General features: G+C 42.7%; 17 protein-coding genes and 1 tRNA gene. 15 read left to right on the top strand and 3 right to left on the bottom strand.

All coding sequences use genetic code 11. From position 1 onward, the window contains the following. Positions 1–330: 330 nt before the first annotated feature. The 12 genes from CIK88_RS10545 to CIK88_RS10490 all read left to right on the top strand — a co-directional run bounded on the left by CIK88_RS10545 (position 331) and on the right by CIK88_RS10490 (position 12425). Entirely contained in the window at positions 331–738 is a 408-nt protein-coding gene (locus tag CIK88_RS10545) for a WbuC family cupin fold metalloprotein (RefSeq protein ID WP_094436340.1), read from the top strand. A gap of 28 nt (positions 739–766) precedes the next feature. Further along, positions 767–2041 (top strand): DegT/DnrJ/EryC1/StrS aminotransferase family protein, encoded by a 1275-nt coding sequence (locus CIK88_RS10540; RefSeq protein ID WP_094436338.1) that lies wholly within the window; start codon positions 767–769, stop codon positions 2039–2041. 87 nt (positions 2042–2128) lie between these two features. Continuing rightward, complete coding sequence (locus CIK88_RS10535; RefSeq protein ID WP_094436336.1) at positions 2129–3280, top strand: galactokinase family protein; 1152 nt, start codon at positions 2129–2131, stop codon at positions 3278–3280. 22 nt (positions 3281–3302) lie between these two features. Beyond that, positions 3303–3674 (top strand): four helix bundle protein, encoded by a 372-nt coding sequence (locus CIK88_RS10530; protein ID WP_094436334.1) that lies wholly within the window; start codon positions 3303–3305, stop codon positions 3672–3674. A gap of 88 nt (positions 3675–3762) precedes the next feature. Then, positions 3763–4596, top strand: coding sequence for a sugar phosphate nucleotidyltransferase (locus CIK88_RS10525; protein ID WP_094436332.1), 834 nt, complete (start codon positions 3763–3765; stop codon positions 4594–4596). Between the two features lie 96 nt (positions 4597–4692). Next, entirely contained in the window at positions 4693–6021 is a 1329-nt protein-coding gene (locus CIK88_RS10520; protein ID WP_094436330.1) for a UDP binding domain-containing protein, read from the top strand. A 35-nt stretch (positions 6022–6056) separates the two neighbouring features. Next, positions 6057–7103 carry an NAD-dependent epimerase/dehydratase family protein gene (locus tag CIK88_RS10515; protein ID WP_094436328.1) on the top strand — a complete coding sequence of 349 codons (1047 nt, stop codon included), beginning with the start codon at positions 6057–6059 and terminating at the stop codon, positions 7101–7103. 572 nt (positions 7104–7675) lie between these two features. Continuing rightward, the gene (locus tag CIK88_RS10510) at positions 7676–8533 is read left to right on the top strand and encodes a PD-(D/E)XK nuclease domain-containing protein (protein WP_094436326.1); all 858 of its coding nucleotides are present in this window, start codon (positions 7676–7678) and stop codon (positions 8531–8533) included. A gap of 3 nt (positions 8534–8536) precedes the next feature. Next, on the top strand, positions 8537–10564 hold the full coding sequence (locus CIK88_RS10505; RefSeq protein WP_094436324.1) for an AAA family ATPase: 2028 nt from the start codon (positions 8537–8539) through the stop codon (positions 10562–10564). Beyond that, positions 10539–11378, top strand: coding sequence for an HNH endonuclease (locus tag CIK88_RS10500; RefSeq protein WP_094436322.1), 840 nt, complete (start codon positions 10539–10541; stop codon positions 11376–11378). The genes CIK88_RS10505 and CIK88_RS10500 overlap by 26 nt, the downstream gene beginning before the upstream one ends. Before the next feature lie 4 nt (positions 11379–11382). Next, positions 11383–12180, top strand: a complete 798-nt coding sequence (locus CIK88_RS10495) for a TIGR02391 family protein (RefSeq protein ID WP_094436320.1) — start codon at positions 11383–11385, stop codon at positions 12178–12180. Positions 12181–12185: 5 nt separating this feature from the next. Beyond that, positions 12186–12425: a hypothetical protein gene (locus tag CIK88_RS10490; protein WP_094436319.1), complete on the top strand. Its 240-nt coding sequence runs from the start codon at positions 12186–12188 to the stop codon at positions 12423–12425. 301 nt (positions 12426–12726) lie between these two features. Here CIK88_RS10490 and CIK88_RS10485 read toward each other — a convergent pair whose 3' ends face one another. Beyond that, positions 12727–12969: a hypothetical protein gene (locus CIK88_RS10485; RefSeq protein ID WP_094436317.1), complete on the bottom strand. Its 243-nt coding sequence runs from the start codon at positions 12967–12969 to the stop codon at positions 12727–12729. A 287-nt stretch (positions 12970–13256) separates the two neighbouring features. Here CIK88_RS10485 and CIK88_RS10480 point away from each other — a divergent pair, with 287 nt between their 5' ends. The 3 genes from CIK88_RS10480 to CIK88_RS10470 all read left to right on the top strand — a co-directional run bounded on the left by CIK88_RS10480 (position 13257) and on the right by CIK88_RS10470 (position 15891). Further along, entirely contained in the window at positions 13257–13664 is a 408-nt protein-coding gene (locus tag CIK88_RS10480) for a transposase (RefSeq protein ID WP_094436315.1), read from the top strand. Positions 13665–13923: 259 nt separating this feature from the next. Continuing rightward, a complete protein-coding gene (locus CIK88_RS10475; RefSeq protein ID WP_094391640.1) occupies positions 13924–15189 on the top strand; it encodes an ATP/GTP-binding protein in 1266 nt (421 codons plus the stop codon). Positions 15190–15198: 9 nt separating this feature from the next. After that, positions 15199–15891: an RloB family protein gene (locus CIK88_RS10470; protein WP_094391641.1), complete on the top strand. Its 693-nt coding sequence runs from the start codon at positions 15199–15201 to the stop codon at positions 15889–15891. A gap of 775 nt (positions 15892–16666) precedes the next feature. Here CIK88_RS10470 and CIK88_RS10465 read toward each other — a convergent pair. Further along, the gene (locus CIK88_RS10465; protein ID WP_094436313.1) at positions 16667–18418 is read right to left on the bottom strand and encodes a phospho-sugar mutase; all 1752 of its coding nucleotides are present in this window, start codon (positions 18416–18418) and stop codon (positions 16667–16669) included. Positions 18419–19179: 761 nt separating this feature from the next. After that, positions 19180–19252 (bottom strand) — tRNA-Met (locus tag CIK88_RS10460). Positions 19253–19305 lie beyond the last annotated feature (53 nt).

Genomic DNA, 19305 nt, shown 5'->3' with positions numbered 1-19305 from the left:
ATTTTACAGTTGCAGACAAAGTTGTTGATTCAGCTATAGTTATTGAAAATAAATCTAAAAAAATGTCTATGAAGAACAATTCTTTCAAGGGAGAATTTGTTAATGCTCCTATATATAACCAAAGTTTAGGAGATGTTCTAATTGAAGGAACTTCTATAAATAGGTAAAATGTTAAAATGGATTTAGTTATACAATTGAAACACTTCATTGAAGAGGAGGCACGTTCTTGTTCAATGGACTGTGGGTGTGTTACTCCTCAATACGTTTATCGTATGTGGGGTGGAATTGTATCACTTGAAGAGATTGAGACTGTATTAAAGGAGATTAAGAATGGTTGTAGATAAGGAAATACTGGATGAATTGACGGTCAAGGCCAAAGAGAATCCGAGGTTGCGTTGTAATCTGGATATGCGCAATTCTGCTGACGACCAGTCGCAACGAATGCTGAATGCTCTGGAGCCTGGAACTGTGATGCCTATACACAGACATAAGGGGTCTTCTGAGACGTGTATCTGCATTCGCGGACATTTTGAGGAGTATTTCTATGATGAGCAAGGCAACCTCTCGGATACTATAGATATGGTGCCAGGAGGAGTGGTGCTGAACATAGAGAAAGGGCAGTGGCATAGCTTGAAGTGCCTGGAGAGTGGAACTGTGCTGTTTGAGGCAAAGGATGGACCTTACCAGCCATTATCCTCTGACGAGATAATGGAGGTGAAAAATGGAAGAACAAAATAGAAAATATAAATCATAGAGTTGTAGAATTATGAACATGAAACTTAGGAATATTCCTTTCTCTCCGCCGGATATGACGGAGAAGGAGGCAGCAGAAGTGCGTGAAGCTATTCTCTCGGGTTGGATTACTACGGGTCCTCGTACCAAGAAACTGGAAAGCCAGATTTCTGAGTATGTGCACACGGATAAGACGGTGTGTCTGAACTCGGCAACGGCGGCACTGGAGATGGTGCTGCACCTGCTGGACATTCAGCCGGAGGACGAGGTGATTGTGCCGGCATATACGTACACGGCCACGGCATCGGTAACTCAGCACGTGGGCTGCAAGCTGGTGCTGGTGGACAGTCAGAAGGACAATGTGGAGATGGACTACGACAAGTTGGCGGATGCAATCACGGAGCGGACGAAGGTGATTTGTCCGGTGGACCTGGGCGGTATCGTGGCTGACTATAAGCGTGTTTATGAGATTGTGGAGGCGAAGAAGGGCCTGTTCAGGCCCAACAATGCGCTGCAGGCAAAGATTGGAAGGATTGTGGTGTCTGCGGACTGTGCACACAGCTTTGGCGCTTCGCAAAAGGGCAAGATGGCTGGTGAAATAGCGGACTTTAGTTCGTTCAGCTTCCACGCCGTTAAAAACTTCACTACTGCTGAAGGTGGAGCGTTGACCTGGCATCTACCTTTCGGAAATGAGGCTGTTCCTACTGATGTGAATTATCTGCCTAATGTGCCTAAGAAAGAGTTTGAAACCTGGAATGAGTTGCTGTATCGCTTGAGCCAGTTATTCTCACTGCATGGTCAGAACAAGGATGCACTGGCTAAAACTAAATTGGGTGCCTGGGAATATGATATCATCGGCCCTTGGTATAAGTGCAATATGACTGATATCATGGCTGCTTTAGGACTGGTTCAGATGGAGCGTTACCCTAAGATGTTGGAGCGTAGGCATGAGATAGTTGCCAAATACAATGAAGCTCTGAAGGGGCTAAATGTGGCAGTACTGAATCATAAGGATGCTGACCATTGCAGTTCACATCATCTGTACTTGGTACGCTTGCTTGGTAAGACTCGTGAGGATGCCAACAAGGTGATTGAGCAGATGGCGGAACGTGGCATTGCTTGCAACGTGCACTACAAACCACTGCCCATGATGACGGCATACAAGGCACTTGGATTTGACATCAAGAACTATCCTAATGCTTATCATCTGTTTGAGAACGAGGTGACATTGCCGTTGCATACAAAGCTCACAGATGAGGATGTTGAGTATGTAATAACAAACTTTGTTGAAATAGTCAAAAGTCTCTGATTTGTGGTATGAATTACCTAAAAGCCATCTGGCAGTTCTGTTCTTACCTCTTTTGGCCTCAATGGGGAAAACATAAGGAGTAATTAAATGGATAAGTATCAATATCATATATTCAGCCCATATAGGGTCTGCCCATTGGGGGCACACGTTGACCACCAGCATGGACTGGTGACAGGCTTTGCAATAGATAAGGGTGTTGATCTGTGGTTTAATGTCCGTGATGATAGCCTTGTTAAATTATCTTCACGAACATTTGAGGGTGATGTGGAGTTCCATGTTAATACTCCATCGCAGGTAAAAGAAAGACACTGGGGAGATTATGCCCGTGGTGCGAAATATGCCCTACGCAAACGATTTGAGTTGAGTCATGGTATAGAAGGCGTTATTCAAGGCTCGCTACCAGTTGGTGGTTTGTCTTCATCTGCAGCAGTACTCATTGCCTACGTAATGGCGTTTGCTAAGGCGAATGACATTACACTCCAGCCTTTCGAGGTAGTAAAGATAGCATCTGAGGCAGAACGGGAGTACATTGGGTTGAATAATGGTCTACTTGACCAAGCATGTATAGCCCTTGGTAAAAAAGATGGTCTTTTGTTCTTAGATTGTGATTCGAATGATTGGCGCATCATCAAGCGGAATCCTGAGATGCCAGAGTTTGAAATTGGTATTTTCTTTTCGGGCCTGACTCGTTCGCTGGTGAACTCAGATTATAACCTGAGGGTGTATGAGTGTAAGACTGCAGCGTGGAATATGCTTGCCTATACAGACCAACCACTGAAGACGTTTGATAAGACGTTCCTGAGGGATATCCCTAAAGCAACGTTTGATAAGACGCGTATTGCTATGCCACAAAGGTTCGCTCGTCGTGCAGAGCACTTCTATAGTGAGTACCGTCGTGTGCGACAAGGCGTGACGGCATGGGAAACAGGCAATATGAAACTGTTTGGTAAACTGTCGTTTGACTCCTGTGAAAGTAGTATTCATAACTATGAGTGCGGTTCTCCAGAGTTGATAGCTATCTATGAGATTATGCGTCAGTTGCCAGGTGTCTATGGTGGTCGCTTCTCTGGTGCTGGTTTCAAAGGCGCTTGTATTGCACTCGTTGATCCTGTCTATAAGGAGGAGATTCAGAAGTCGCTGACTGAAAAGTATCTGGAGCAGTTCCCTGAATATGAAAAGACTTTCCAAGTGTTCTGGGTGAAACCGGATGATGGGGCACGATTCCTTAGTGTTCAGTGATTAATGGTCAGTGTTTAGTGATATGAGATCAGTAGTTGAGGAAAAGAGCATTGCATTTGCACATCGTATTATGGATTGCACAGATTACATTCTGAGCAAATATAAGAAATACAGTTTGTGTGATCAACTTTTCAGATGTGGCACAAGTATAGGTGCCAACATTGCTGAAGCGCAATATGCTCAAAGTCCTGCAGATTTCATATCAAAAATGTCTATCAGCCAGAAAGAATGCAGTGAAACTAGTTATTGGCTTGAACTTGCATTTTATGGAAAGTATATTGATGAAAAGATGTACAATTCATTGATGGCTGATAATATAGAAATAATGAAGTTGCTTACAAGCATCATTATCACAAAGAAAAAGAACTTAAGTGTGACATGTATTAATCACTAATCACTAATCACTAATCACTAATCACTCATCATTAATCACTCATAACTCATAACTCATAACTCATAACTCATAACTAACAACTATAGAAGTGAAGAATATTGTAATTGCAGCTGGATATGCAACGAGGTTGGGGGAGTTGACAAAGAACTTTCCGAAACCCCTCTTGAAGATAGGGGAGAATACTATTCTCGGACGTATGTTGGATGATATAGATAAGATTGATGATATTGATGAACATATCATAGTGACTAATCATAAGTTCGCACAGATATTTGCCGATTGGGCATCTGAGCAAAACTATAGCAAACCTATTACAATCGTTGATGACGGAACGTCAACCAACGAAACAAGATTAGGAGCTGTATGTGACTTGTTGATGGCAATCAATGGTGCAGGCACTGTCATCACTCACCACTCACCACTAAACACTCATCACTCACCACTCATCACTCACCACTCACCACTCACCACTCATCACTCATCACTAATCACTGACGACTTGTTGGTAGTGGCTGCTGATAATCTGCTGTTTTTCTCATTCCAAGAGTTTGTGGACTTTGCAAAAGAGAAACAGACAAGTTGCATCATGTGCCATGAGCAGCCTTCGATAGAGAAACTGCAAAGGACTGGTGTTGTGGAACTGGATGAGAACAATAAGGTGTTGGGTATGGAAGAGAAACCGCAGGTGCCTAAGAGCCACTGGGCAGTGCCTCCGTTCTATATCTATCTGAAGAAAGACCTCGATTTGGTACGTCACTCGGTAGAGAATGGCTGTGGCAAGGATGCGCCAGGCAACCTTGCTCACTATATGGTGGAACATACCACTATGCATGCATGGCCTATGAGTGCAGGACGATTTGACATCGGCAGCCTCGATACTTATTATGAAGCCTGCGAGTTAGCGAGAGCAGGCAAAATTTGATTTTGGATGCCGAGCGTGAGCAGGCTCGACCGAAGGTCAAACCGTTGAGAAATACGGAAAGTAATTATTATAGAAACTAACTTATTATTGAAAACGATGAAAATTGCAGTAGCAGGAACAGGTTACGTAGGCATGAGTATAGCAACACTGCTTGCTCAGCATAATCACGTAACAGCTGTTGACGTGATTCCTGAGAAGGTGGAGAAAATCAACAAAAAGATCTCGCCTATTCAGGATGAGTATATTGAGAAGTATTTAGCAGAGAAGCAGCTTGACTTGACGGCAACGCTGGATGGTAAGACTGCCTATAAGGATGCTGACTTTGTGGTGATTGCGGCGCCGACAAACTATGACCCGCAAAAGAACTTCTTTGATACGCATCATATCGAGGATGTGATTGACCTCGTGTTAAGTGTGAATCCCGATGCAGTGATGGTCATTAAGAGTACTATCCCTGTCGGATATTGCCGTTCTCTGTATGTAAAGTATGCGCTGAAGTTCTTGACTGACCCAACGTTGAAGGGGAAGAAGTTTAACTTGCTGTTCTCGCCTGAGTTCCTACGTGAGAGCAAGGCGTTGTATGATAATCTCTATCCTTCTCGCATTATCGTAGGCTATCCAAAAATATTGCCTGCTGACAGAAACAGAAAGTGGGACGAGGAGAATGCTGCCATTACAGCTATCGGTAATCCAGAGGCAGAGGAGAAGGCTAAGACATTTGCAGGACTGCTACAGGAAGGAGCTATCAAAGAGAATATCGATACCTTGTTTATGGGCATGACCGAGGCAGAGGCCGTGAAGTTGTTTGCAAATACATATCTGGCACTGCGTGTGTCGTACTTCAATGAGTTGGATACATACGCTGAGGTGAAGGGTCTGGACAGTCAGGCTATCATATCGGGCGTAGGTCTAGATCCTCGTATCGGAACGCACTATAATAATCCTTCGTTTGGTTATGGTGGTTACTGTCTGCCTAAGGATACCAAGCAGTTGTTGGCCAACTATGCGGATGTGCCTCAGAATATGATGACGGCCATCGTGGAGAGTAACCGTACACGTAAGGACTTTATTGCTGATGAAGTGCTACGCAAGGCTGGTTACTATACGGCCAACAGTGACTGGAATGAGAATGCAGAGAAGGAAGTGACTATCGGTGTGTTCCGTCTGACGATGAAATCTAATTCAGACAACTTCCGTCAGAGTGCTATCCAGGGCATCATGAAGCGTGTGAAGGCCAAGGGTGCCAATATCATCATCTATGAGCCAACGTTAAAGGATGGTGAAACGTTTTTCGGGTCGAAGATTGTGAACAATCTCGATGAGTTCAAGAAGCAGAGCGATGCGATTATTGCTAACCGCTACGACGAGGCTCTGGATGATGTTCAGGAGAAGGTATATACTCGCGATATTTTCAAGAGGGACTGATAGAAGATTGAAGATTGAAAATTGAAAATTGAAGAATGAAGACCATATTGGTTACTGGAAGTGCTGGATTTATTGGCTCGAACTTGGTGCTACGCTTGTTTAAGGAAATGAGCGAAGGTACTATTGTTGGACTGGATAATCTGAATGATTATTATGATCCGACACTGAAAGATTACCGCCTCAGTGAGATTGAGAAGGCTAAGCCTGCGGGAATAGAATATGAGTTCGTCAAGGGTGACTTGGCTGACAAGACTCTGATTGATGAACTGTTCGAAAAGTACCACTTTGACGTGGTGGTAAATCTCGCTGCTCAGGCTGGTGTGCGCTATAGCATCACCAATCCTGATGCCTACATCCAAAGCAACATGATAGGCTTCTATAATATATTGGAGGCGTGCAGACATTACCCTGTAGAGCATCTGGTATATGCTTCTTCATCAAGCGTATATGGTGGCAACAAGAAGGTACCATTCAGCACAGATGACCGTGTGGATAATCCTGTGTCGCTGTATGCAGCAACCAAGAAGAGCAATGAACTGTTTGCCCACTGCTATTCAAAATTGTATGACATTCCCACTACGGGGTTGCGCTTCTTTACCGTTTATGGCCCTGCAGGTCGTCCCGATATGGCATACTTCGGCTTTACCAACAAGTTGTTGAAGGGCGAGACTATCCAGATATTCAACTACGGCAATTGCCGTCGTGACTTTACGTATGTCGATGACATCGTAGAGGGCGTGTATCGTGTGATGCAAGGTGCGCCAGAGCGTAAGAAAGGTGAAGATGGCTTGCCCATCCCTCCATACGCAGTATATAATATCGGAGGCGGTCAGCCAGAAAATCTGCTGGACTTCGTGAATATCCTGCAAGAGGAACTGGTTCGTGCCGGTGTCCTTCCTGCAGACTTCGACTTCGAGGCACACAAGAAGCTCGTCCCTATGCAGCCAGGTGATGTACCAACTACCTATGCCGATGCCACAGCCCTTGAACGTGACTTCGGGTTTACACCAAAGATAACTTTGAGAGAAGGGCTGAGGAAGTTTGCGGAGTGGTACGCATCCTTTTATATGTCAAAGAACTAAGGTCAAATGTCAAAGGCGAATTGTTGATTCCCTTAAGTGATACACAGACAAGTCGGTCATTGAACTATTGGTTTAAGAGAATTCGAGCTTTGCTCGCTTCGCTAGTCGAAGAACTTCCAATGGTGATATGGCCGCTTGTCGGTTTTAAGAAATGGCATAAGGATGCAAGAGACGGCAAACAAGCAGAAGCGCATGGCCGATGAGATGGATATAAACCTGGAAGTGTTCAACCTCTAAACCGATTTCTTCGGTGACCTACACTGCAGCTCCCGCTTCACAGACATGCTCTGTGATGCCCATACCCAATACGGCGATTATTCCGAGTTAGAGAAGTGCCCCATGTGGGGGAAGTGGTGGAAAGAAGGGGGAGAATGAGTTGTTGGACGATATGAACTTTGACAAGTATGGCAAGGTGAAATGTCGGAAGATCGAAGGGATGCTGCCGAAGCTTATGAAGATGGTGGAGGGAGAGATGAGAAGTATGAGATAAACTCGATGGGGGAATCGGTGAGCACAGTAACTGCAGGAATGGTCGCGATGGTATCGCAATATACGAGATAAATGGTTCGAGTATGAATGTCGTTGAGAAAGAAAAAGAACTGTCAAATTATATTGAACAATGGGCGTTAGCTCGTTATCATGATTGGTTTATGTTTAAAAAGGATGCTTATAGCAGACCTGAATTCGGCATATACCAGTTAAAAGGTGGTAAAGATTTGTTGATGTTTGTAGAAACGATAGTCGGGATTATCGAAGATAACTTGAGTACATCTGAGGGTGAGTCGATTATTCCAGCAAAATTTTCTTCGATAACACAACTATTACAGTTCTTAAGAAAACTTGGTGCATATATTGAAGGCTTTTATGATTTAATAGAAAGCAACTTGAATAATACTGTAGCAGAGTATTATATTGCTGAGATTGGAAAAATGTATGATGATACGAAGCATATGGTGGAGCGATGCAATCAAATCTATCTCAATGATGACAGCATCCCCATTCCGTATCTTCAAATTAAGAATTCGTTACAGAATAATGATTTGAATACCTTTATAGATTTGATGAAAGGCCTCATAATGGAGATACCGTATTCTGTGCGAAAGGAGAAGATAAACGAAGGTTATTTTCATACTGTTTTCCACGTGATATCATCAGTAATCGGATTGGATCCTCTATCAGAAATAGAATCTGCTAATGGTAGGTTAGATATGTCTTTTGAAACGCCGGAAATATTTTATATACTGGAATTTAAGTATAATTCAAAGAACGAGGATGAGTCAAATAAAGCTCTAAAGCAGATAAAAAAAATGAAATATGGCCAGAAATACCACACAAAAGGTAAAACGATTATTGGCGTAGGCATCAGCTATAGTGCAAAGATTAGAAATATTAATGGTTTTTTATCGGAGGTTCTCTATAAAAGAGTTTGAAATATGAACGCTAATACCCCTTTTCTGACAAAGGAGCAATTTCTTCCGATTTATAGGAAGATTATTGAGCTTGGTCTAGTTGAGTCGCTTCAAGAATATGGTACTATCATGGAGTTCCTATCTTCGATATGGGAACTTAGGACGATGCGTTCACATGATAACCGCTATAATGATCTATATAGTGATATTAAGAAACACTGGGTCGATAATACTAATGATTATAGTGATGACGACCTCTTTATAACAAGGCTCGGGTTGTTAGACTCATTAGATTTATATCAAGATTTTATAGAGGCTGTTGTTGACCAAAGATTCGTGACAAATGAAAACCAAAGGGAAAGGTACAAGACGTGCGTTGAAGAGATTTTAAAGCGACATGGCTTTGAATTGCAGGTGTACGGATATGATGATGAAAGCAGACCCAAATTTTTGGTTGCCCCAATTGTTGGGGGAGTTGCTTCTGGTGATATACCATCCAACCAGATTCCATTTGTTGTGGTTAAGAATCCAAGAGGCTATTCTCACAAGTTGGATTCGTTTGAGAAACCAAAGAAGTATCCGTGCTTTGTTTTAGTGGCAGATGGGTGGAGTGATGGCTATGCTCATGTACAATTCAACCTATATTACTTCCATACGGAGTACGATTATGATTCGTATGGCTTGGTAAAAATAATTAAGCGAGAGAGCACAATGGAATGTACTGAAGAGCATCGATACTATGTAAAAAATGATGGATTACCAGATGAATTTCTACGATTACCAGAGGATTTTTGCTCACTAGGACAAAATGATAATTATTATAAAGCTATAAAAAGGCGTTTCGTGGATAGTTATGAATCGGTGTTTATGGCACTGAATGATGCTGCGATTTTTCCTCAGATAGATGACGCTTTTAGAAATACGTTATACTATAGTTGCCTGATTAGGGAAAACGAAGCAGAAAGACTTATACGCGAAGCGCAGCTTATTTTGCAAGGCAGAAACGTTGCGGACAGATACAGATTCAAATATCGTTTTCGTCCAATATATGCAGAAAACGATGTTGAGTTCGAATTTAACTTCAGGGATGAGAGACAATTACTGCAAAGACGTATTTATGCAGTTATTGGAAAAAACGGAGTTGGTAAGACTCTATTCGTAACTCAGTTGCCTATTGATTTGTCTGATAAGAATTCAGACGCTTTTACTCCGGCAAAACCGATTCTTAGTAAAGTGATTTCTATAGCGAATAGCACATTTGACAATTTCAAAACTGCAGAGAATACTGCTAAACTGAATTATTTTCATTTTGGACTTACGAAGAGTGTTGGAGATGGTCAGATGCCAAAAACTAAAGATGATTTTACAGCAGAACTGCTAAATGCAACTAAAAAAATAAGAATGTATAGCAGGGTTGAGCATCTGAAGCAAGTACTTGGTAAAATTGTTTTCACAGAGGCGATAGAGGAACTGTTTGTGAAGGTGCGTATAGATGAGCGTGACGTCCTTGACATAGACACCTCAAAGCTGAACAAACTCCTGAGAAAAATGAGTTCAGGTGAGAGTACAATGCTATACCTCTTTATGTGTTTAGAGGCAGATATGCGTTATGATTCACTATTATTGCTTGATGAACCAGAAACCCATCTTCATCCTGATGCGATTGCAGAGTTATTGAGCGCATTGGATGATATGCTGGAGGAGTATCAATCATGTTGTGTGATGGTGACGCATTCGCCATTACTTGTCAGGGAACTAACATCTGACTGTGTGTATGTGATGGAGCGTGAAGACAAAATGGTTATTTTGCGGAAACCTGGTGTTGAGACTATAGGTTCTGGACTAAACACAATAACGGATGACATTTTCGGTTCGAAAAATGTGCAGCGCAACTATAAGAAACGGTTGTCAGAACTTGCACGCTATTACAGCTATGATGACTTGAAAGCCTCGCTTGAAAGTGATGATGTTCCATTGAGTCTCGGTATGGACGTATATCTAAGAAGTCTTTATCAAAACAGAAATAATGAAGAAGCGGGCGAAATACAGTAAGAATCCTTATGGTTTTCACAAGGAGGTTGTGAACCGTAAACAACTGTCCAGAAAAGAGAAATTGTCTCTATTAAGAAGAAAAGTAAGGAGAAGCTTTGGTCTTTACAAAAGAATGATGGCTGCTGATACCCTGGAGGAATTGCGAAATCATCAACTTAAAATGTCAGATTGGAAAGCAGTTGCGCTTCGCGGTCTTTATAGCTATAGGGCCAAAAAGTTCAAAGAGTTGAAAATAGAACTTACCACAACATCCAAAGGCCGTATCAGTAATGTATGTCCATATTGCCAACTTGACAAAGTGGGAACGCTTGATCATATTCTGCCCAAGACTCCATTCCCAGAGTATAGCAGTATGCCGTGGAATCTAATTCCCTGCTGCTCGACTTGCAACAGCAAAAAGGATGATTATTGGCTTGACGAGAATAACAAGAGGTGCTTTATTAATTTCTATATTGATGATATACCACCTGTGCAATACTTCTTTGCAGATGTGAGCGTGGCGAATGGAAAAATAGCAATTAATTTCTACTTAAGATTTCCTGTTGGTTATGACTCGGTTCTTCAAACAAGGATTGAGAAGCACTATAAAAAACTTGACCTTCTCAATCGCTATCTGGAGAACTCAGATGATGTGATAACAGAATTGGAATATTTTGTTCGTAATTATGCCCCAGGTGTTTCTGATACTGAAATAATAAGCAGTATAAATAGAACATGTAATGATATGCAGGATCTTATGGGTGTAAACTATTGGAAACCTGTGCTAGAAAAGGCTTGTGTAAATACTCCGGCGGTGTTTGATCTTTTAAAATAGTGAAATGATTGCAACATTTGACGACCTTGCTCTACTGAATTTTGCTAGCGTTCTAGCAGGTATCCTAACGCATAGTAAGATAACGGATATACTTGCGCTTTGTAACATACCTCAAGCAGAAGGCACGAATAAGTCTGACAGAATTTACTATGCGTTCAAAAACATTCAAAATCGGAATGGCTGCGGAAATAACGTGATTGATTTTATTCAAAAAACGATTACTCCCAAACGATATGATGACAATAAACAGTTTGAGTTAGAAAGAGCTGCTATTAATGAGAAACTGTTGTATGAAGGGTATGAGATAAACGAGAAAGGTGAAATACTACAATGCAAGAAAGCTCAGACTATTACAGAAGCCAAGGAACGGTCACGGAAAATTAAATACAAAATTAGGGGAATGAAGATTCATTCCGAAATTATAAAGTATTGTGATGAAGAATGGCTTAATGAAGACTATTTTCATGCGATGGAAGAGGTTGCCAAAAGTGTATTTGACAGATTACGGAAGATGACAGGAATACAACAAGATGGAGGTTCTCTAGTCACTGCATGCTTTTCGCTAGGACAATCAGGAATCCCCGTTCTTGCTCTGAATAAGTTAGAAACCGAGAGTGAACAGAGCGAACAAAAGGGATTTATGAATTTTTGTATAGGTTTTTATGGACTGTATAGAAATCCCAAAGCACATAACGCAAGAGTAAATGAAGATGTAAGGCTTGAGCAATTTGCTGAGGTGCTGGTAGTGGCTTCGATTATCCATGAAAGACTTGACCATGTGTATTTAACGAGAATCCATTGATATTAATGAATGTTATGACGCAGGATGAACGCTGGTTGAAACGATATGAGGAGGTGATTGATTTTGTTGAAAGCAATCGACGGAATCCATCGAAGCATCGGATTGAGGAGCATGACATGTTGAACTGGGTGAAGGCGAATCGTAAAGTCCTGAATGCGGGGAAGATGAAGACGGATAGGGTGGAGAAGTTTAGAAAACTTCTGGAACTGACGGAACAGTATAGGAGGAAGAATCAGTATGAATAGTTGTTGCGATAATATCGCAACATACGGGACATTATAAAGAAAAGGAATGAGGCAGCTCAATAATACATATCATAGCGGGATGGCTGGATATCTTATGGACTTCGGATTTGGTGGGTTCATTGGGTACGGGAAAGGTGTGTCCGTTGGATTGGTGATGGAAGAGCTGAATAGATGTGATAAGTAAGAAGTAAGATGGAAGATGTGGAGTCGTAGATGAACGGCTTTGCATTATAGCGGCATATATACAGGCATCCCCCGATTCAGCTTTTTCGTGAGCTGAGTCGGTGGATGTCTGTTTTGGTTACTGGCGTCGGTAGTTGCCGACGACCTTGTATATCTCTACGATGATGTCCTTGGGGATGCTGGACTCTTCGGGAGTGCCATCGACCATTTGCGTGAAGTTGATGCTTTGCTCGTCAGGCTGAGTGACAGACACCTTACGGAGTACTTTATATTCGCTAGTAACTACGACGCAGATGAAATCACCGGGAATGTACGTTTTCCACGTTGCGAGTTTCTTCAGTGCGATGACATCACCTGGCATGATGATTGGTGCAAGTGATTATGCCAGAGGGACAGGTCAGTGGCATCAGCTTAAACTGAGGGTATAAACGGATCTAAAATACAAGCATGCCGAGGCAGGCGAGGAAGGAATCGTGCACAGGGATATTTCATGTGATGATGCGTGGCATCAATCATCAGAATATCTCTGACCTTCGGTCGAGCCTGCTCACGCTCGACAATGCTCAAGCGAGCTAGGCATTGTACTCGCTTAATCGCAGCCTTGAAGATGAAGAGGATAATTGGCAGTTTATCAATACTCTTGATCGGATGCGCCTGCGTACGGATGACAACGGGCTTCCTTGTGGAACGAACTGCACCTATTATGGCTATTGCCTGATGACTAATCATTTCCACCTTTTGATTCGTGAGCGTGAGGAGAAGGTGGGGGAGACGGTTAAGCGTATAGCAAGTTCTTATGTGTATTACTATAATAAGAAGTATGGACGTGACGGGCACTTGTTTAAAGAACGCTTTAAGAGTGAGCCGGTGAACGACATGGCTTATTTCGTAACGCTTCTGAGATATATACACCAGAATCCAGTGAAGGCAGGAATCGTGAGCGACATCAAGGATTATGATTTTAGCAGCTGGGGCGAGTTACGGAATTACGGAGTTACGGAGTTACACTCCTGTCGCACAGGCTCAAGCAGCAGGGCATCCTCTGAGATCCTTTGAAAATCCTCAAAGAATCCTGGACTTATTCCGAGAATCTTGGAGAATCCTGCAAGATTTTGAAAATCTCTCTAACATTTTAGGAGGAACTCTGCAAGACGGGGTTCGCTGATGGCTTACAATGAAAAATGTGTTTTTTTTTCTAATTTTTGGGCTGTTAAATAGGTTGTTTGTGTTAAAACGTCTTGATTTTTGAGATATTTTCTCGTAATTTACAGGTTATGCCGATTGTTATTTGTATCTTTGCACAAAAAATTGAGATATGCTAGTAAATTTCACAGTTAAGAATTATCGCTCTTTTAAACAGGAACGAACTTTTGGTATGGAGGCGAGTTCCATAAAGGAACATAAAAAGTCTGTCATCAACAAAGGTAAATACAAGCTGCTTCCGTTGGCAGTTTTCTATGGTGCAAATTCTAGTGGCAAGAGTAATTTCATTCTGGCAATATCTACTATGCGAAGTATGGTCAGACGTTCTGTGCGTTTGAATGAAGGTGATGCGCTACCTTACGACCCTTTTGCATTGGATGAAAATTCTGACTCGCAACCTACGTTGTTTGAGATACAGTTTATAAAAGGTGAGGTCCTATATCGCTATGGTTTTGAATACAACAAAACCGATATTATCTCTGAGTGGCTTTATGAGAAGCGATTTGGCGAGAAAGAGTATGAACTCTTCATGCGCTCGCGAGACATCATTGAAGTGTCTGAGAAAAGATTCCCTGAAGGTCAAGGAAAAGAAGATCTGACCAATTCGAATCGTCTCTTTCTGTCACTTGTTGCTCAGCTGAAGGGTGAAAAGTCCAATTCGATAATGGGCTGGTTTGGTGAATGTAATGTACTATCAGGAATCGATAGTGAAGGTTATGAGGCCTTTACGCTCAGAATGTTTTTGGAGCATTTGAATGGAGCTGATCAGGCTCAGGAGTTTTTTAAAACTCTGCAACTGGGCTTTACCCGATTTTCTGTAAAGAAAGTAGATATTCCCAAAGAAGCCTTAGATAGTGCTCCTCTGTCTATAAGGGCACAGCTTGAAAAGGATATTGTGACAGGTAGTTTTGTTGAGCCAATTACTACTCATAATGTCTATAATGAAAATGGTCTTGTGATAGGGGAACGCAATTTCCACAAGAATCAGATGGAGTCTGAGGGGACGAAGAAAGTTATAGAGATTTCCGGCCCTATATTTGATACGCTGAACGAGGGCAAGACTCTGATTGTTGATGAACTTGATGCAAAGCTTCACCCATTACTGACTCGGAACATCGTACTTCTATTCATGGATCCAGAGAAGAACAGACATGGTGCACAGTTGATCTTCGCTACTCACGATACAAATCTGCTTGATTTGGAAATTATTCGGCGTGACCAAATCTGGTTCGCTGAGAAGGATACGGTGGAGGCTACAGATATCTATTCTCTTGTGGAATTCAAGGATGAGGATGGAAAGAAAGTGCGCAATGATCGTGACATCAAGCGAGATTATATTCGCGGACGATATGGCGCTATACCTTTCATTGGAAAATAGAGTACTGCTATGGGATATTCGAGAAAAGAAGAAATCGCAAAACTGAGGCGGGAACGAAAAGAAGCCAAGGCTGCCAAGAAACGCAAGGAGAATGTTCGTGAAAAGCTCGTGCGTTTCCTCATAGTCTGTGAAGGTACGAAGACAGAGCCGCATTACTTTGAGGCTCTAATCAAGAACTACATTTCTACTGTCCGTGAGGTGACGATTGAGGGCGAAGGTAGGGCTACGGTAGCTTTGATTGACAGAACACAGGAAATCAAGACAGAACTGGAGCGTAAAAATGCCATGTCTTTTGACCGTGTGTGGGTGGTATTTGACAAGGATGATTTCGATGATTTTAACGATGCCATCAAGAAAGCCCATAAGTTGGGTTTCCAAAGTGCCTGGACGAATGAAGCCTTTGAACTCTGGTACTATTTGCATTTTGAGTATCTTGACACAGCCATTAGCCGCGAGGCCTACATTGACAAATTGCAAGATGCCTTTCGTAAGAAGATGGGCGATGAAGGCTTTAAGTATCGGAAAGGAAATCCCGATATATACAGCTTACTTCAGCAGTATGGTCGTGAGGACTTGGCCAAGCGCTTTGCAAAACAACTTCGGGCATTACATAATGATGGCAACTATGCGATGCATAAGCCTTGCACGATTGTAGATAAACTGGTAGAAGAACTGGAACATCCTGGGAGGCTGTTAGAGTGAATGTGATACGGATCATCGGAATTTAAACGGAATTATTTTGGAAGTTGCTTCGCAAGAAATCTTTGGGGGAAATCTTTAATAAAAATATGGCCTATGGCCAGAAATAATCTATCACTAAGGTAGGCAGCTACAACATAATCTTTAACTATAATCTTTGACCAAAATGCGCTCGAGTTCCTCGCTTCTGGGAAGGATTTTTTTTATGGATCGCATCGTTGATGCTCGACATCCAAACTAGAATCTTGAGGAGAATCTTTAAACAAAATCTGTGTTCTGTGGGTGGTTTTTTAGTAGCCTAAAGGCTAGAAATCTTTGGAGAAAATCTTTTTTAAGATGTTGCTGACGCAAGAAATATATTCAATTCACTATAATCTTTAAATAAAATCCTGACTAGAATGCGCTCTTCCTCAGGGTGTTGCCCTGGGCTAGGGAAACCATTGGGCTTTCAGTCCGTTTTTGCTTGTGTATCAAAATCTTTAGAAGAATCCTAACTGAAAATGCGCTCGAATACCTCGCTTCTGGGAAGGATTTTTTTTATGGATCGCATCGTTGATGCTCGAAATCTTAACTATAATCTTAAACTAGAATCTCTAAACTCTAAACACTAAACACTAAACACTAAACACTAACCTATAACCTATAACCTATAACCCATATCCCATATCCCATATCCCATATCCTATAAACTAAACACTAATATCTGACAATGAAAACGCCACCCTGGGTTCGGTGAGAACAGGGTGGCGTCGTATCTTCCTGTGGAAGTGGGGGAGGGTTAGTCGAGTTTCAAATCTTTTTTGATGGCTTCAATGCGCTGGTCGGCTGCTTTGGTGCAACGCTCGTAGCAGCCTGCACACTTGAATGAGGCATCTTTGATTTCAAGGTAGAACTTGATCTTGGGTTCGGTACCTGAAGGACGTACGCTGATCTTGGTGCCGTCTTCACAGAACCACTGGAGTACATTAGAGGTGGCGGGCATGTTGAGCTTCTCTACTGTGCCGTCGGCATGCTTGGCTTCGAGTGACTGGTAGTCTTTCCACAGCACTACCTTGGCACCACCCAATACCTGTGGGGGATTGGCACGGAAGTCTGCCATCATCTGTTTGATCTCGTCGGCTCCTGTCTTTCCTGGACGTACTACATTGACGGTGAACTCGCGAGAGAATCCGTATTCGGCATAGATGTCCATGAGGAGGTCGTAGAGGGTCTTGCCGTTGTCTTTTGCCCATGCTGCTATCTCGCAGATGAGGCAGATAGAGGCGGGGGGGGCTTTTTCGCGTACCTTGTCGAAGGGGAGGAATCCGAATGATTCTTCACCACCACCGATATACTTCTGTTTGCCTTCTGAGATTCTAATCTCGTTGGCAATCCATTTGAAGCCTGTATAGCAGTCACGCAGTTCTACACCGTTCTTCTTGGCTATCTCGGCAATAACTTCTGTGGTGACGATGGTCTTGACGAGGAACTCGTTGCCCTTGAGTTGACCGAGCTTCTTCTTGTTGGCGATGATATACCAGCAGAACATCATGCAGGTTTGGTTACCATTGAGGATTTCCCATTCGCCCTTGGCATTGCGGCAGACAATGGCGAGACGGTCGGCATCGGGGTCGGATGCTATGACGAGGTCGGCATTGAGGCGTGTTCCGAGTTTCATACCGAGTGTCATGGCTTCAGGATTCTCGGGGTTGGGTGATACTACAGTGGGGAAATTGCCGTCGATGACCATCTGTTCGGGTACGACGTGGATGTTTTGGAATCCCCATGAGCGCAGTGCTTCGGGAATGATGACGCGTCCTGTGCCGTGCATGGGCGAATAGACGATATTGAGGTCTTTGTTGCGCAGGATGACATCCTGATCTACCATGGCCTCTTTGACTGCCTGGAGGTAGTCCCAGTCCATTTCTCCACCGATAATCTCGATGAGGTCTTTGTTGCCTTCAAACTTCACATCGTTGATGGTGACTTTATTGACTTCATCGATGATACCTTTGTCGTGGGGTGCCAATACCTGTGCGCCATCATCCCAATAGGCTTTATAGCCATTGTACTCACGTGGGTTGTGAGAGGCAGTGACGTTGACACCTGCCTGACAATGGAGCTGACGGATGGCGAAGGAGATCTCTGGTGTGGGGCGCAGGCTCTCGAAGAGATATACCTTGATGCCGTTGGCAGAGAAGATGTCTGCTACGGTTTCTGCAAACATACGTCCGTTGTTACGGCAGTCGTGGCCTACTACTACGGCGAGGTCGTTGCGGTTGGGGAATGCTTTGAGGATATAGTTGGCAAAACCTTGTGTGGCCATGCCTACGATATATTTGTTCATGCGGTTGGTTCCTGCTCCCATGATGCCTCTGAGTCCTCCTGTTCCGAATTCGAGGTTCTGGTAGAAGGCGTCGATAAGGTCGGTCTTGTCGGCATTGTCGAGCATGGCCTGTACTGCTTTGCGTGTCTCTTCATCAAAGGCTGGTGAGAGCCATTCTTTTGCCCGTGCTTCGCATTGGGCGATCAACTCAGTGTTGTTTTCCATAATTCATTTATATTGTTTATATTGTTAGTTATTGTTTCTAATAGCACAAAGTTAAAACAAAAAAATGAAACGATGCAAGGAATGGCTATGAATTTTGTTTTTTTAACCTTGATTGTTGCATGAGGACACGGATCATCGGAATTTTATCCACGGAGGACAGGATTTTTTTAGTAGCTACGCTAGAAATCTTGGAGGAAATCTTAATAATAAAGAATGGCCGGGGGCCAGAAATAATTCAATAACCAAGAAACTATAATCTTTAAAGAAAATCCTAAACAAAATGCGCTCGAGTACCTCGCTTTTGGGAAGGGTTTTATTATGGATCGCATCGGAGATGCTCGAAATCTTAACGATAATCTTAACGATAATCTTTAACTAGAATCTCTTTCCGTGTCTTCCGTGTGTTCCGTGGATTATTATCATCGGAATTTAGACGGAATTTATACGGAAACAAAATCTTTAAAGAAAATCCTAAACAAAATGCGCTCTTCCTCAGGGTGTTGCCCTGGGCTAGGGAAACCATTGGGCTTTCAGCCCGTTTTTGCTTGTGTATCAAAATCTTTAGAAGAATCCTAACTGAAAATGCGCAACAGTACGTTGCTCTGCAGGAGGGGTTTAATGGGGATCGCCTTACAGGCTCGAAATCTAAACTAAAATCTTAACAAAAATCTCTAACCTTTAACCTCTAACCTTTAACCAAAACACTCCATGAATATAAAAAATCGCAACAGCTGATTATCAGAATGTTGCGATTTGATTAGTTGCGGAGGCAGGACTCGAACATGCGACCTCCAGGTTATGAGCCTGGCGAGCTACCAACTGCTCCACTCCGCTGTATTTCTTAATTGCGGGTGCAAAGGTACAAACTATTTTTGAAAATACCAAAT

Source organism: Prevotella sp. P5-50, from assembly GCF_002251295.1.
Lineage (GTDB): Bacteria > Bacteroidota > Bacteroidia > Bacteroidales > Bacteroidaceae > Prevotella.
Note: the sequence above shows the minus strand (reverse complement) of the source record. Positions and strands in the feature narration are given on the sequence as shown.